The following is a 14,103-nucleotide window of genomic DNA, read 5'->3' as shown; positions in this document are numbered from 1 at the left end:
TGGATCGGATAGGCAGATGCGTCTGCGTTCGCTCGCCTTGGTTCTCACTGCCGCCTGCCTGCTCCTGATCACGGGCGGGCCGACCACCCTTGCCCAGCCGCAACAGCGCAACCTCTTCCAGCTCTTCTGGCAATTGCCGGCCGCCCCACAGCGCGCGGCACCGCAACCCCGCCAGCGTGTCGCCCCTGTCGTCGTCCGCCGTCGCGAGGCCCCCGTCATCGTCCGCGACGATCCGGTCATCCCCAAGGTCGATGTCGCCCACCACATCGTCGTGATGGGGGACTCGCTCGCCAACCTCCTCGCCAGCGGCCTCGACGATGCCCTCAACGATCGTCTCGATGTCGAGGTGATCCACAAGTCCAAGCCGGATTCGGGCCTCGTTCGGACCGACTTCTACGACTGGCCGAAAGCGGTTTCCGAGATCCTGGCCGGCGACCAGAAGATCACCCTCGGCGTCATGCTGATCGGCCTCAACGACCGGCAATCGATCCGCGAGGGCGAGACCGTCCATGACCCCTTAAGCCCACGCTGGCTCGAACTCTATCGCGACCGGATCGATCTCGTCGCCAACGCTTTCGCAGCCCGCCGCATCCCGTTGATCTGGGTCGGCGCTCCGCCGGTCCAGAACGGCCGGCTCTCGGCTGATTTCGTCTCGTTCAACGAACTCTACCGCCAGCGCGTCGAGAAGGCCGGCGGGCAATATGTCGATCTATGGGGCGGCTTCGTCGATGCCGAGAACCGCTACACCGCGACGGGCCCGGACGTTTCCGGCCAGCCGACGCGGCTGCGCCTCGGCGACGGCATCCATTTCACCGCCGCCGGCGCCCGCAAGGCCGCCCATTTCGTCGATCTCGTCATCCGCCGGATCATCGAGGCGGCGCCGCAGAACAGCGTGATCGCCCTGCCCGTCTCGCCCGAGACGGGGGCTCCGGCCGCGCCGGAACTGCAGCCCGGCGGCGTCGAGCGCCTGATCGATCAGATGGTCGCCGGCATTCCGACGATTGGCCTGCCCCCGGCGCTGCAGGCCCGCCCGCTGGCGGGGCCCATCCAGCCGCTGACCGGGCAGGCCGCGACAGCCGGGCAGCCGTTGCTGGCCTCGATCACCGAGGCGCGCGGGCGGGGCGACGCCGCGCTGCAGCTCGAGCGCGTCTTCGGCCAGGGCATCGCGCCCGATCCGATCCCTGGCCGTCTCGATGATTATCGCTGGCCGCGCTGAGCTCAGCCCGCCATCAGCCTATCGAAGACGGGGTCGGGATCATCGACCTCGACGAGTTTCTTGCCGGTGATCACCCAGATTCGCGTCGCCACGGCGCGGACGAAAGCCCGATCATGGCTGACCAGCAGGCAGGCCGCGCCATGCTCGGTGAGCTCGCGCTCCAGCATGTCCTGCCCTTCGATGTCGAGATGGTTGGTCGGCTCGTCCAGCAGGTAGAAATTCGGCTGGGCCAGGCGCAGCAGCAGCATCGCGAGCCGCGCTCTCTGGCCTCCCGACAACCGGGCGAGCGGCGCGCCCTGTGCCTCGCTGGCGATGCCGGCTCCGGCGAGCAGCGTTCGCGCCAGCTGGTCGCCGACATCGCTCGCGCCTTTGACGGCCGCCCATGGCGTCGGCCAGGCATCGAGCTGCGAGAGCGCCTGATCGGAGAAGCCGGCCTTCAGGCTCGCGGCGGCGCGGATATCCGCATCTGATCCGTCGAGGGCTGCCCGCAGCCGCGTGACGAAGCGTGTCTTGCCGCTGCCATTGGCGCCGAGCAACGCGATGCGATCGCCGTTCTCGATCCAGAGCTGCCCGGTGCGGAAGAGCGACCGGCCGTCCGGCGTGGCTATCCCCGTATCCTTGATCGCCACCAGCGCCTTGGCATGGGTGCCGCTATTGACGAGCCGGATCGCCCCGGCCGAGCGCTCCTTGTGCGCCGGCCGGGCACTCTCCTCCAGCTTGTCGGCCCGCTCGGACAATTGCTTGGTCTTGACCACCAGCAGGTCGGAGCCGGAATTGATGCCGATATTCTTGAGCTTGGCCGCCTGCTGCCGCAACGCCCGGACCTTGCGCATGTCGTTCTCGAACTGCCGGCCCCGCGCCGCGTCGCGTTCCTCCAGCGCCTGCAGTGCCCGCGAATAGGGCAAGGCGAAATCGGCGCTTTCCGTCGGGCGCAGGAACAGGGTGCGGGTGCCGATATCGTCGAGGAAGGCGCGGTCATGGCTCGCGGCGACGACGGCGCAGTCGCGCGGCAGGGCGGCAAGGAAGCGTTGCAGCAAGCCGATCCGTTCGAGGTCGAGATGGTTGGTCGGCTCGTCCAGCAGCAGCAGATCGGGCTCGACCACAGCAGCCCGCGCCAGCAGCATCGTTCGCTGCCAGCCGCCCGACAGGCTGCGGACGGCCCGGCCGCGCAGGCTTTCCTCGACCGTGAGGTCGTCGAGCAGCACGTCGACCCGCCAGCTCTCGGTTTCGGCAGCCTCAGCGTCGAGCGCGTCGTGCACCGCCTCGTAGAAGCTCATCGGCAGCAGCCGCTCGGGCGGGTCCTGCGGCGCGAAGGCGGTGACGAGGCCGCGAGCACGGGTCAGCGTCCCGCCCGTCGCCTCTTCCTCACTGGCCAGGATGCGCAGAAGCGAGGATTTGCCGCGGCCATTGGCGGCGACGAGACCGAGGCGGTCGCCCTTGGCGATGGCGAGGTTGAGGCCGGCGAAGAGCGGCGCGCTACGGACGAGCGAAAGGTCTTTGATGGCAATCAGGGACATCGGAATCTCATGAAGTCAGGCAGGCGCAAGCGAAGGCGCCGAAAAGGGCTGACGATGAGACGACGATGCGTTCCCGATCAGCCCCGCGAGATGAGGCGCGGGGCGGAAACAGGTCCTCGGGTGCGGAAATGGAAGCCCTGGCTCAGCGCCAGCTTCCCCCTCTGTTTCGATTCCATGGCCGCAACCATAGCGGCATCGAGCCGGATGAACAGTGCGTCCACGGCATGGCGATCGCCATCGCGGCGCCGGTCACTCGCGAAGCGCCCGGTGCGGCACCGACGGAACTGCCTCGTCTGCGATGGATTGATCATCCGTAAGAGGAGGCCAGGCGATGCCGAAATTCGTGACGATCGGCTATGGCGACCGGGCCGGCTACGACCGCACGGCCCCTGCCATCCGTGACGCAGCCCACGCCCAGGATGCGGCGCTCGTCGAACGCGGCGCCGTGATCGGCATCGCCGGGCAACCGGTTCAGGTGCGCAACCCCGACGCCTCCGGGGTCCGGACGCAGAACGGTGCCTTCATGTCGTCGCAGCTGCCCGTGGCCGGTTTCGCCATCATCGAGGCCGCCGATCTCAACGAAGCCATCGATCTGGTTTCACGGGTCCCCTGCGCCATCGCGCATGGCGTCGTCGAGGTCTGGCCGCTGGAGGAACCGGGGTAGCGGCCTCGCTGCGAGCGCCAGCGTCCGCTCTCAACCCGTGGCACCACTTCGCTTCCTCTGAAATGGTATAGTAGCGGATGCCAATCTCGGCTTACCTACAGGCAGGCTTGTTCGTGGTCGCTGCGGCCACCGCCTTGTTCGCAGCAGCGGGCACGGTCACCATCCCGGGCTTTTGGACGTATCTGGCAATCCTCGCCGTCGTCATGATCGTTTCGTTCGCGGCGCTCGATCCGGACCTCCTGCGCGAACGCATGCGGCCGGGCGGCAACAGGCCGCCGCTCGCGTTGAGGCTGTTCTCGCTGGTTCTGCTCTTGCATTGGATCGTTGCCGGGCTCGACCGTGGTCGCTTCCATTGGAGCGACGACGTGCCCGGCTGGCTGCAAGGCATTTGCCTGTTCGCGGTCGGGGCCGGTTACGCCCTGGCGCTCTGGGCTATGCATGTGAACCGGTTTTTCTCCTCGGTCATCCGCATCCAGACCGACCGTGGTCACCACGTCGTCACCACGGGACCCTACGCCTTCGTCCGCCATCCCGGATACACCGCCGGGATTCTGATTATCGCGGCAAGCGGACCCGCACTCGGATCGTGGCTCGCGGCTGCGCTCATTGTGATCTCCAGCCTGCCGTTTCTGCTCTATCGCACGATCACGGAGGATCGAATTCTGCAGGCGGAGCTCGCAGGCTATTCGGATTACGCCGCGCGGGTCCGGTGGCGGCTCATCCCGGGCATTTGGTGATTGAATTGCGCTATGGCATCGGACCGAAAAGTGGAATCCACTTTCTGGAGAAATCCGATGCTTAAACAAAGGGATAGATCGCCACTTCGCGTCTGATGGGACGCGCGACGATAGAGCATGCTGGATTTTCACGGAACCGGTCCCGTCATTCCGGGGCAAGCCCGGAATGACGGCGCGTTTCTACCGAAAATCAGCAGGCTCTCGCGATGGAGGGCAACGCCCTCACACCGGCAGGATCGTCGCGCCCATCAGCTCCTTGTCGATGGCGTGCGCCGCCTGGCGCCCTTCGCGGATCGCCCAGACCACGAGCGACTGGCCGCGGCGCATGTCGCCGGCGACGAAGACCTTGTCGGTGCTGGTCTTGTAATCGCGATCGTTGGCGACGACGTTGGCGCGCTTGTCCACCGCCGCGCCCGATTGCGCGATCATGCCCTCGATCACCGAGCCGGCGAAGCCGATGGCCAGGAAGCAGAGATCAGCCTGGAGCACGAATTCGGTGCCGGGGATCGGCTTGCGCGTCTCGTCGACGCGGGCACACTTCACGCCGGTCAGGCGGCCGTTGCGGCCTTCGAGCCCGAGCGTCGCCGCCTGGAACTCGCGTTCGGCGCCTTCGGCCTGCGAGGAGGAGGTGCGGAACTTGGTCGGCCAATACGGCCAGACCGTCAGCTTGTCCTCCATCTCCGGCGCCATCGGCCGGATGTCGAGCTGCGTCACCGAGAGCGCGCCCTGCCGGAAGGCGGTGCCGACGCAGTCGGAAGCGGTATCACCGCCGCCGACCACCACGACATGCTTGCCGGCGGCCAGGATCGGAGCCTCGTTCGAGATGTCCTCGTCGCCGGTGCGCTTGTTCTGCTGGGTGAGGTAGGGCATCGCGTAATGCACGCCGGCGAGGTTGGTCTCCGGCAAGCCGGGATCGCGCGGCGCTTCCGCCCCGCCCGTCATCAGCACCGCGTCATGCTCGGCGACGAGCGTGGCGAAGGGCAGGGTCAGGCCGACATTGGCGTTGTAGTGGAAGGTGACGCCCTCCGCCTCCATCTGCTTCACCCGGCGATCGATGTGCTTCTTCTCCATCTTGAAGTCGGGAATGCCGTAGCGCAGCAGGCCGCCGGCCTTGGCCTCGCGCTCATAGACATGCACGTCATGACCGACGCGGGCGAGTTGCTGCGCCGCAGCCATTCCCGCCGGCCCCGAGCCGACGATGGCGATGCGCTTTCCGGTGCGCTTGGCCGGAATCTCGGGCGCGATCCAACCCTCTTCCCAGCCCTTGTCGGCGATCGCCTGCTCGATCGCCTTGATCGTCACCGGCATGTTCTCGAGGTTGAGCGTGCAGGCTTCCTCGCAAGGCGCCGGGCAGATCCGGCCGGTGAATTCCGGGAAGTTGTTGGTGGAGTGGAGGTTACGCAGCGCGTCCTCCCAGCCGCCGGAATAAACCAGCTCGTTCCAGTCCGGGATCTGGTTGTGCACCGGGCAGCCGGTCGGGCCGTGGCAGAAGGGGATGCCGCAATCCATGCAGCGCGCCGCCTGCTTTTTGACGTCGCGCTCCTCCAGCGGGAGCGTGAACTCGCGGAAATGCCGGATGCGGTCGCCGGCGAGCTGATACTTCTGCTCCTGCCGGTCGAATTCGAGAAAGCCTGTGACCTTGCCCATGCCGTTTCTCTCGCCGTGTGCGCGGGGCGTCCCCGTGCGCGTGCCTTAACCTGATCGAGGTGCCGGGACCGCAGACGGCCCCGGCGAGGTAGCGTTCGCTTATTCCGCAGCCTGCAAGGTGCGGGCCTGTTCCATCTCGCGCAGTGCGCGGCGGTACTCGACCGGCATCACCTTGACGAACTTGGTGCGGTAGTCCGCCCAATTGTCGAGGATCGTGCGGGCGCGCTCCGAGCCGGTGTAGTTGGCGTGGTTCGTCAGCATCTGCATCAGGCGCTCCTCGTCATGGCCCGACATGTTGGTCATGTCGATGCGGCCCTTATGCTCGAGATCGCCGCCGTGATGGTGCAGCCGCTCCATCAGCTCCTCTTCCTCCTCGACCGGCTCGAGATCGACCATCGAGAGGTTGCAGCGCGACTTGAAGGTGCCGTCCTCGTCCAGCACATAGGCGATGCCGCCCGACATGCCGGCCGCGAAGTTGCGGCCGGTCTGGCCGATGACCGCGACGACGCCGCCGGTCATGTATTCGCAGCCATGGTCGCCCGTGCCTTCCACCACCGCGATGGCGCCGGAGTTGCGCACCGCGAAGCGCTCGCCGGCAACGCCGCGGAAATAGGCCTCGCCCGCGATCGCGCCGTAGAGCACGGTGTTGCCGACGATGATCGAGCGCTCCGGCACAGCCTTCGCGGCGGGATCCGGCTTCACGATCAGCTTGCCGCCCGACAGGCCCTTGCCGACATAGTCGTTGGCCTGGCCGGTGAGCTCGACGGTGACGCCCGCGGCGAGGAAGGCCGCGAAGCTCTGGCCGGACGTGCCCTTCAGCTTCACCGTGATGGTGTCGTCCGCCAGGCCGGCATGGCCGTACTTCTTGGCCACAGTGCCCGACAGCATCGCGCCGGTCGAGCGATCGACGTTGCAGATGCTCTCCTCGATCACGACCGGCGCGCCGGTCTCGATCGCGCCTTCCGCCGCCTTGATCAGCCTGCGGTCCAGAACCGTGTCGATCGGGTGCTTCTGCAATTCGACATGGCGGATCGCCACCTCCGGCAGATCGACCTTGTGGAAGAGTCTGGTGAAGTCGAGCCCCTTCGCCTTCCAGTGCGCGATCACCTCCTGCTTGTCGAGCAGGTCGGAGCGGCCGATGATCTCCTCGATCTTGGTGAAGCCCATCTCCGCCATGATCTGGCGGACATCCTCGGCCACGAAGAAGAAGTAGTTCACCACATGCTCGGGCAGGCCCTTGAAGCGCTTGCGCAGCACCGGGTCCTGCGTCGCGACGCCGACCGGGCAGGTGTTGAGGTGGCACTTGCGCATCATGATGCAGCCGGCCGCGATCAAAGGCGCGGTCGAGAAGCCGAACTCGTCGGCCCCGAGCAGCGCGCCGATGATGACGTCGCGTCCTGTCCGCAATCCGCCATCCACCTGCAAGGCCACGCGCCCGCGCAGCTGGTTCAGCACCAGCGTCTGCTGGGTTTCGGCGAGACCGATCTCCCAGGGCGAGCCAGCATGCTTCAGCGAGGTCAGCGGGCTCGCGCCTGTGCCGCCCTCGAAGCCGGAGATGGTGATGTGGTCAGCGCGCGACTTGGCGACACCGGCCGCGACCGTACCGACGCCGATCTCCGAGACGAGCTTCACCGAGACATCGGCCGCCGGATTGACGTTCTTCAGGTCGAAGATCAGCTGCGCCAGATCCTCGATCGAATAGATGTCGTGGTGCGGCGGCGGCGAGATCAGGCCGACGCCGGGCGTCGAATGCCGGGTCCGCGCGATCTTGGCATCGACCTTGTGGCCGGGGAGCTGTCCGCCCTCGCCGGGCTTCGCGCCCTGCGCCACCTTGATCTGCATCACGTCGGAGTTGACGAGATATTCGGTGGTGACGCCGAAGCGGCCGGACGCGATCTGCTTGATCGCCGAGCGCTTGGAGCGGCCGTCCGGCATCGGCTTGAAGCGGATCGACTCCTCGCCGCCCTCGCCGGTGTTCGACTTGCCGCCGATCTGGTTCATCGCGATGGCGAGCGTCTCATGCGCCTCGCGCGAGATCGAGCCGAAGGACATCGCGCCCGTGGCGAAGCGCTTCACGATCTCGGCCGCCGGCTCGACGCTCTCCAGCGGCACGGGCTGGCGCCCGTCATCAGCGGCCATCTTGACCTTGAACAGGCCGCGGATGGTGCTGAGCCGCTGCGCGTCGTCATTCACCTGCCTGGCGAAATCCTCATAGCGCTCGCGCGCATTGAGGCGCACCGCATGCTGCAGCGAGGCGACGACATCCGGCTTCCAGACATGGTCCTCGCCGCGGACGCGGTACATGTACTCACCGCCGATATCGAGGCTGTCGCGGTAGAGTGGCGAGTCGCCGAAGGCGTCGCGATGGCGGCGCAGGCTCTCCTCGGCGATCTCGTCGAGGCCGACACCCTCGATCGCCGTGCCGGTGCCGAAGAAGAACTTGTCGACGAAGGCGCTCTTCAGGCCGACGGCGTCGAAGATCTGGGCGCCGCAATAGGATTGGTAGGTCGAGATGCCCATCTTGGACATCACCTTCAGCACGCCCTTGCCGACCGACTTGATGTAGCGCTTTACCACCTCGTCGGCATCGACCTCCTCGGGGAAGGCGCCCTGCTCATGCTGGTCGAGCAAGGTGTCGAAGGCGAGATAGGGGTTGATCGCCTCGGCGCCGTAGCCGGCGAGGCAGCAGAAATGGTGGATCTCGCGCGGCTCGCCGGATTCGACGACGAGGCCGACCGAGGTGCGCAGGCCCTTGCGGATCAGGTGATGGTGCACCGCCGCCGTCGCCAACAGCGCCGGGATCGGGATGCGGTCCGCGCCGACCTGCCGGTCGGACAGGATGATGATGTTGTAGCCGCCATGGACCGCCGCCTCCGCACGCTCGCAGAGCCGCTCCAGCGCACCCTCCATGCCGGCAGCGCCCTCGCGCGCCGGATAGGTGAAGTCGATGGTCTTGGTGTCGAAGCGATCCTCGTAATGGCCGATGCAGCGGATCTTCTCGAGATCGTCATTTGTCAGGATCGGGGTGCGCACTTCCAGCCGCTTGCGCCGCGAGGTGCCCTCGAGGTCGAGGATGTTCGGACGCGGCCCGATGAAGGAGAGCAGGCTCATCACCAACTCCTCGCGGATCGGGTCGATCGGCGGGTTCGTCACCTGCGCGAAGTTCTGCTTGAAATAGGTGTAGAGCAGCTTCGACTTGAGCGAGAGCGCCGAGATCGGCGTATCCGTGCCCATCGAGCCGACGGCTTCCTGGCCGGTCACCGCCATCGGCGCCATCAGCAGGCGGACGTCTTCCGTGGTGTAGCCGAAGGATTGCTGGCGATCGAGCAGCGGCACATCGGTGCGCGACGCCCGCGCCTCGACCGGCGGCAGGTCCTCCAGCACGATCTGGGTGCGCTTCAGCCAGTCCTTATAGGGGTTGGCCAGGCACAGGCTGGTCTTGATCTCGTCGTCGCCGATGATGCGGCCTTGATCGAGGTCGATCAGCAGCATCTTGCCGGGCTGGAGGCGCCACTTCTCGACGATCTTCTCCTCCGGGATCGGCAGCACGCCGAATTCCGAGGCGAGCACGACGAGCCCGTCATCGGTGACGAGATAGCGCGCGGGGCGCAGGCCGTTGCGGTCCAGCGTCGCGCCGATCTGGCGCCCGTCGGTGAAGGCGATCGCCGCCGGCCCGTCCCAGGGCTCCATCAGCGCCGCGTGATACTCGTAGAAGGCGCGCCGCTCCTCGTTCATCAGCGGGTTGCCGTTCCACGCCTCCGGCACGAGCATCATCATGGCATGGGCGAGCGAGTAGCCGCCCTGCACCAGGAATTCGAGCGCGTTGTCGAAGCAGGCGGTGTCGGACTGGCCCTCATAGGAGATCGGCCAGAGCTTCGAGATGTCCGAGCCGAACAGGTCGGAATCGACGCTCGCCTGCCGCGCCGCCATCCAGTTGACGTTGCCGCGCAGCGTGTTGATCTCGCCGTTATGGGCGACCATCCGGTAGGGGTGGGCGAGGCGCCAGGACGGGAAGGTGTTGGTGGCGAAGCGCTGGTGCACGAGGGCGATGGCGCTGTCGAAGCGCTCGTCCTGCAGATCCTTGAAGTAGGAGCCGAGCTGGTTCACCAGCACCATGCCCTTGTAGACGATGGTGCGGCAGGACATCGAGACGGGGTAGTATTCCGCCGTCTTGCGCTCGTGATGCTTGTAGACCTTGTTCGAGACCGACTTTCTGAGGACATAGACCTGCCGCTCGAACTCATCCTCGCTGGCGAAATCGGCGGGGCGGCCCACGAAGAGCTGGCGATGCACCGGCTCGGTCTCCAGCACCGCCTTGCCGAGGTCGGAATTGTCGACCGGCACGTCGCGCCAGCCGAGGAAGGTCAGGCCCTCCTCCTCGACGGTCTGGGCGATGATCTCCTCGCAGAGCGCGCGGATCGCCGGATCGCGCGGCATGAAGAACTGGCCGATGGCGTAGAAGCCGGGCTCGGGCAATTCGATGCCGAGCTTGCCCGTCTCTTCCTTGAAGAAGCGATGCGGGATCTGGACCAGGATGCCACAGCCGTCGCCGAGCTTCGGATCGGCACCGACGGCGCCGCGATGGTCGAGATTGTGCAGAATCTGCAGGCCCTGCTGGACGATGGCGTGGCTCTTGCGGTTCTTCATGTCGGCAATGAAGCCGACACCGCAGGAGTCTTTTTCGTTGCGAGGATCGTACAGGCCCTGATGCGTCGGCATCGCCGGGTCGCGCACGGCCGGAAAACGCTCGAAGCCCACTGCGCCGCTCGACTTGCTGGTCACGCTCATCGTCAAACCCCGCTTCCCAGAACCCGCTGGCGCGCCGCCGGCGGGTAGACCCGTCAGTCCACAATCCTCGCCGCTTCAGCCCTCGGTGCCGACATCGTGTCGGCAGCAAGGATGAGGCCAGGCGGCTCGGCCATCGTCTTGTCAGAGGCTTGCTTGCGCTTTGTTTCCACCGCGCCCGCGTCCTCCGCAGGCGCCCCGGGCGTTCTCTCGCCCGCTTGCGCCTGTCTTCAGCCCGTCGTTTTACGGACGGTGCACGTACGGTTGGCTTTGGCGTCGTTAGCCCTGCCCCTCGTCATGCTCCGCTCCATTGCGACGGCGCGACCTCTAGCCTGCATCGGCTTTCGGTCGGCGCGGTGAAAAATGGGACAGCAACACTGTCCTATTGAAATGAACTTGCCAGAATTCCAATCTACGCACAAGCGCCGATTTTGCACCGCGGCGAAATTTTATTGCAAAATCGAATCCGCGCCAGACATTTCCGGGATGAAAGCCCGACTCCGGCAGCACGCTTCTTGTTTTTCGGCCTCCGGTGAGATTTCAGCCCGGCGCCGCGCGCAAGCCCCCCTTTCCCGCCGCTCGCTTGGCAGAACATCCCCATCCGCCTAACGCTCAGTCATGCATTTCTTCAGCGACAACACCGCCGCCGCCTGCCCCCGCATCATGGCTGCCCTCGCCGCCGCCAACGAGGGCAACGCCTCCCCCTATGGCAAGGACGACTGGACGCGCCGCGTCGAGGAGCGCTTCGCCAAGATCTTCGAGCGCGAGGTCTCGGTCTTCCTTGTCCTCACCGGCACCGCGGCGAATGCGCTGGCGCTGGCCAGCATCGTGCGGCCCTGGGGCGCCGTCCTCACCCATGAGGAAGCCCATGTCGTCGAGGACGAATGCGGCGCACCCGAATTCTTCAGCAACGGCGCCAAGCTGGTCGACCTGCCCGGCGTCGGCGGGAAACTGACGCCGGAGACGGTGACGAAGGCGCTCTCGCATCTGCGCGACGGCGATTTCCATCAGGTCCAGGCGCAGGCGCTGACGATCACCCAGGCCACCGAATGCGGCACGGTCTACACGCCGGCCGAGGTGCGGGCGCTCAAGGACGCCGTCACGCCACGCGGCCTCAAGCTGCACATGGATGGGGCGCGCTTCGCCAATGCGCTGGTCACCCTCGGCTGCACGCCAGCCGAAATCACCTGGAAGGCCGGCGTCGACGTGCTCTCCTTTGGTGGTACCAAGAACGGCGCGCTCGCGGCCGAGGCGGTGATCTTCTTCGACCCGACCCAGGCCGAGGAGATGAAATGGCGCCGCAAGCGCGCCGGCCAGACCCTGTCCAAGGGCCGTTTCCTCGGCGCCCAGTTCGAGGGGCTGCTCGCCGACGATCACTGGCTCGAGCTCGCCCGCCATGCCAACGCCCAGGCCAAGCGCCTGGCAGATTCGGTCGCACGGGGCAGCGCGGCACGCCTCGCCTGGCCCTGCCAGGCGAACGAGGTCTTCATCGTGCTGCCGCCCGCCGTGCAGGAGCGCCTGAAGGCGGCCGGCGTCGGCTATTACGACTGGTCGGCCCGCTCCCTGCCGCCGGAGGCGCCACTTCAGGACGGCGAGATCGTCGGCCGCTTCGTCATGTCCTTCGCGACCGAGCCGGAACATGTCGAGCGCCTGATCGCTGCCAGCGCGGGCTAAACCGGCGCATTTAAGCCGCGTTTCCAGCCCCATGCCTGCCGCAATCCCTAACAAGACTGCCCGCCACGCATGCAGTCGTTAAGGAGAAGGCATGGCAAATCGTTCGACCGCACCGGGGCGCATCGCGCTGATCGGCCTGGTCATGGCCGGCGCGCTGGCCGGCACGGCGGGAACTGCCGGGGCCCAGTATTACTATTATGACGATGGATATGACCCGTATCCGGCCTATGGCTACGGCTATCGCTACGACTACGGATACGCGCCGCGCCCGCCGGCGGCGGTGCCGCGCGCTGCTCCAGCCCCGGTATCGCCCTATGCGGTCAACCGCATCGCCGCCCGCAACTACGGCCTTGTCCGGATCGACCGCTCGATCCGGCGCGACGACACCTACATCGTCGATGGCGTCACCGCCGGAGGCCAGCGCCTGCGCCTCGTCCTCGATGCCTATGCCGGCGAACTGATCCGCCGCATCCCGCTGCGCGGCCAGGCCGCGCCCGCACCGGATGTCGCCCGCATCGACCCGCATCAGGAGCAGGCCGCACCGCGACCGCGCCTCGCGCCCCAGCCGCCCGAACGACCGGCCGAACTGAAGCTGCCGGCAGAAGCCAGCGCTCCGGCGACATCCGTTCCGCCGTCGCCGGCGGCGTCACCCGCGCCCGAGCCTGCCAAGCCCGCTGAGACGGCCCCGATCGAGGCCAGCGCTCCGGCCACGACCTCGCCGCCCTCGCCCACTGCGCCGCCCGCGCCGGAACCGGCGAAGCCTGCCGAGAAACCGCCCGCCGAGGCCAGCGTGCCCGCCACCGCTTCTCCGCCGCAGCCGGCGAAGCCGGCAGAGCCTTCACCAGGCGCAACCGACCCGGAGACCGGCGCCGACAAGCCCAAGCTCGTCAATCCGAGCGATGTGCGCGGGACCGACGAGGCGGAACGCAAGCCACCACTGTCGACGGCAGCGCCCGCCACCCAGGCGCCGTCCATCCCGCCCGTGCAGCATGTCGACCCATCGCCGTCGACGCCCAAGCCGGAGACGCCGATCGCCCCGGTCGCCCCGATGAACTGAGGATAGAGATCACCTGAGGGGGTGCGCCGTCATTCCGGACAAGCCGCGATAGCGGCGCCGATCCGGAATCCATCGAAGGGCGTCCCGCTCTACGATGGATTCCGGGTCTTCGCTTCGCTCCGCCCGGAATGACGACGTGTCGTTGTCGCCCTTGCTCAGCGCGGCAACAAAAAAGGCTCCCGTTTCCGGGAGCCTTTCTCGTCAGCCTTTAGGGGCTGATCCGATCACGCCGCCTTGGCGGTCTCGATCTTGGCTTCGAGAACCTTGGCCGAACCGGCGCCGATCGGAATCTGGCGCGGCTTCTTCGCCTCGGGAATCTCGCGCACGAGATCGATGTGGAGCAGACCGTTCTCGAGGCTGGCTCCGGTCACCTGCACATAGTCGGCGAGCTGGAAGCGACGCTCGAAGGCGCGGGCCGCGATGCCCTGATGCAGGACCTCGCGCTTCTCGGCGCTGCCGACAGCCTGCTTCTCGCCCTTGACGGTCAGGGTATTTTCCTTGGCCTCGATGGCAAGGTCAGCCTCGCCGAAGCCCGCGACCGCAATGGTGATGCGATAGCCGTTCTCGGCAGTCCGCTCGATGTTGTAGGGCGGATAGCCCGGCGCGGCGTCGTTGCTGGTCACCTGATCGAGGAGAGAGAACAGGCGGTCAAAGCCGACGGTCGAACGATAGAGCGGGGAAAGATCGAATTGACGCATGATATGTCCTCCGAAGAAGCGACAGTTTGGTCAGCCCGCCTCACCTGAGCACGAGCCTGTTTCGGTTTGCGCAGCCGGTTCCGGCCTGCGCATCCCTGATCTGGGATG

The 14,103-nt window shown here is 66.8% G+C and carries 9 protein-coding genes; 5 read left to right on the top strand and 4 right to left on the bottom strand.

What is annotated here, in order from left to right:
* The first annotated feature begins 16 nt into the window (after positions 1-16).
* Positions 17-1,216, top strand: a complete 1,200-nt coding sequence (locus FQV39_RS25020; RefSeq protein ID WP_187640060.1) for an SGNH/GDSL hydrolase family protein — start codon at positions 17-19, stop codon at positions 1,214-1,216.
* A gap of 2 nt (positions 1,217-1,218) precedes the next feature.
* On the opposite strand, the gene FQV39_RS25015 is transcribed toward FQV39_RS25020, so the two are convergent.
* Complete coding sequence (locus tag FQV39_RS25015) at positions 1,219-2,733, bottom strand: ATP-binding cassette domain-containing protein (protein WP_149132751.1); 1,515 nt, start codon at positions 2,731-2,733, stop codon at positions 1,219-1,221.
* A gap of 331 nt (positions 2,734-3,064) precedes the next feature.
* On the opposite strand from FQV39_RS25015, the gene FQV39_RS25010 reads away from it, so the two are divergent.
* Complete coding sequence (locus tag FQV39_RS25010; protein ID WP_149132750.1) at positions 3,065-3,397, top strand: YciI family protein; 333 nt, start codon at positions 3,065-3,067, stop codon at positions 3,395-3,397.
* 113 nt (positions 3,398-3,510) lie between these two features.
* Positions 3,511-4,134: a methyltransferase family protein gene (locus tag FQV39_RS25005; RefSeq protein WP_248313460.1), complete on the top strand. Its 624-nt coding sequence runs from the start codon at positions 3,511-3,513 to the stop codon at positions 4,132-4,134.
* A 222-nt stretch (positions 4,135-4,356) separates the two neighbouring features.
* Here the strand turns inward: FQV39_RS25005 and FQV39_RS25000 are convergent, their stop codons facing one another.
* Positions 4,357-5,781 carry a glutamate synthase subunit beta gene (locus tag FQV39_RS25000; RefSeq protein ID WP_149132748.1) on the bottom strand — a complete coding sequence of 475 codons (1,425 nt, stop codon included), beginning with the start codon at positions 5,779-5,781 and terminating at the stop codon, positions 4,357-4,359.
* 99 nt (positions 5,782-5,880) lie between these two features.
* Complete coding sequence (gene gltB / locus FQV39_RS24995; protein ID WP_149132747.1) at positions 5,881-10,569, bottom strand: glutamate synthase large subunit; 4,689 nt, start codon at positions 10,567-10,569, stop codon at positions 5,881-5,883.
* A 615-nt stretch (positions 10,570-11,184) separates the two neighbouring features.
* On the opposite strand from gltB, the gene FQV39_RS24990 reads away from it, so the two are divergent.
* Together FQV39_RS24990 and FQV39_RS24985 are read left to right on the top strand one after the other, a co-directional pair.
* Positions 11,185-12,240 (top strand): threonine aldolase family protein, encoded by a 1,056-nt coding sequence (locus FQV39_RS24990; RefSeq protein WP_149132746.1) that lies wholly within the window; start codon positions 11,185-11,187, stop codon positions 12,238-12,240.
* A 91-nt stretch (positions 12,241-12,331) separates the two neighbouring features.
* Positions 12,332-13,297 (top strand): hypothetical protein, encoded by a 966-nt coding sequence (locus FQV39_RS24985; protein ID WP_149132745.1) that lies wholly within the window; start codon positions 12,332-12,334, stop codon positions 13,295-13,297.
* Positions 13,298-13,521: 224 nt separating this feature from the next.
* Here FQV39_RS24985 and FQV39_RS24980 read toward each other — a convergent pair whose 3' ends face one another.
* Positions 13,522-13,995 (bottom strand): Hsp20 family protein, encoded by a 474-nt coding sequence (locus FQV39_RS24980; RefSeq protein ID WP_149132744.1) that lies wholly within the window; start codon positions 13,993-13,995, stop codon positions 13,522-13,524.
* Positions 13,996-14,103: the final 108 nt, after the last annotated feature.

Origin of the sequence: Bosea sp. F3-2, assembly GCF_008253865.1 — a bacterium.
In the GTDB taxonomy this organism is placed as follows: Bacteria; Pseudomonadota; Alphaproteobacteria; order Rhizobiales; family Beijerinckiaceae; genus Allobosea.
Note: the sequence above shows the minus strand (reverse complement) of the source record. Positions and strands in the feature narration are given on the sequence as shown.

Bases quoted from the DNA above. Each gene is read 5' to 3' on its own strand.
- FQV39_RS24985 (WP_149132745.1), top strand. From the start codon at position 12,332: ATGGCAAATCGTTCGACCGCACCGGGGCGCATCGCGCTGATCGGCCTG.
- FQV39_RS24990 (WP_149132746.1), top strand. From the start codon at position 11,185: ATGCATTTCTTCAGCGACAACACCGCCGCCGCCTGCCCCCGCATCATG.
- FQV39_RS25000 (WP_149132748.1), bottom strand. From the start codon at position 5,781: ATGGGCAAGGTCACAGGCTTTCTCGAATTCGACCGGCAGGAGCAGAAG.
- FQV39_RS24980 (WP_149132744.1), bottom strand. From the start codon at position 13,995: ATGCGTCAATTCGATCTTTCCCCGCTCTATCGTTCGACCGTCGGCTTT.
- gltB (WP_149132747.1), bottom strand. From the start codon at position 10,569: ATGAGCGTGACCAGCAAGTCGAGCGGCGCAGTGGGCTTCGAGCGTTTT.
- FQV39_RS25020 (WP_187640060.1), top strand. From the start codon at position 17: ATGCGTCTGCGTTCGCTCGCCTTGGTTCTCACTGCCGCCTGCCTGCTC.
- FQV39_RS25015 (WP_149132751.1), bottom strand. From the start codon at position 2,733: ATGTCCCTGATTGCCATCAAAGACCTTTCGCTCGTCCGTAGCGCGCCG.
- FQV39_RS25010 (WP_149132750.1), top strand. From the start codon at position 3,065: ATGCCGAAATTCGTGACGATCGGCTATGGCGACCGGGCCGGCTACGAC.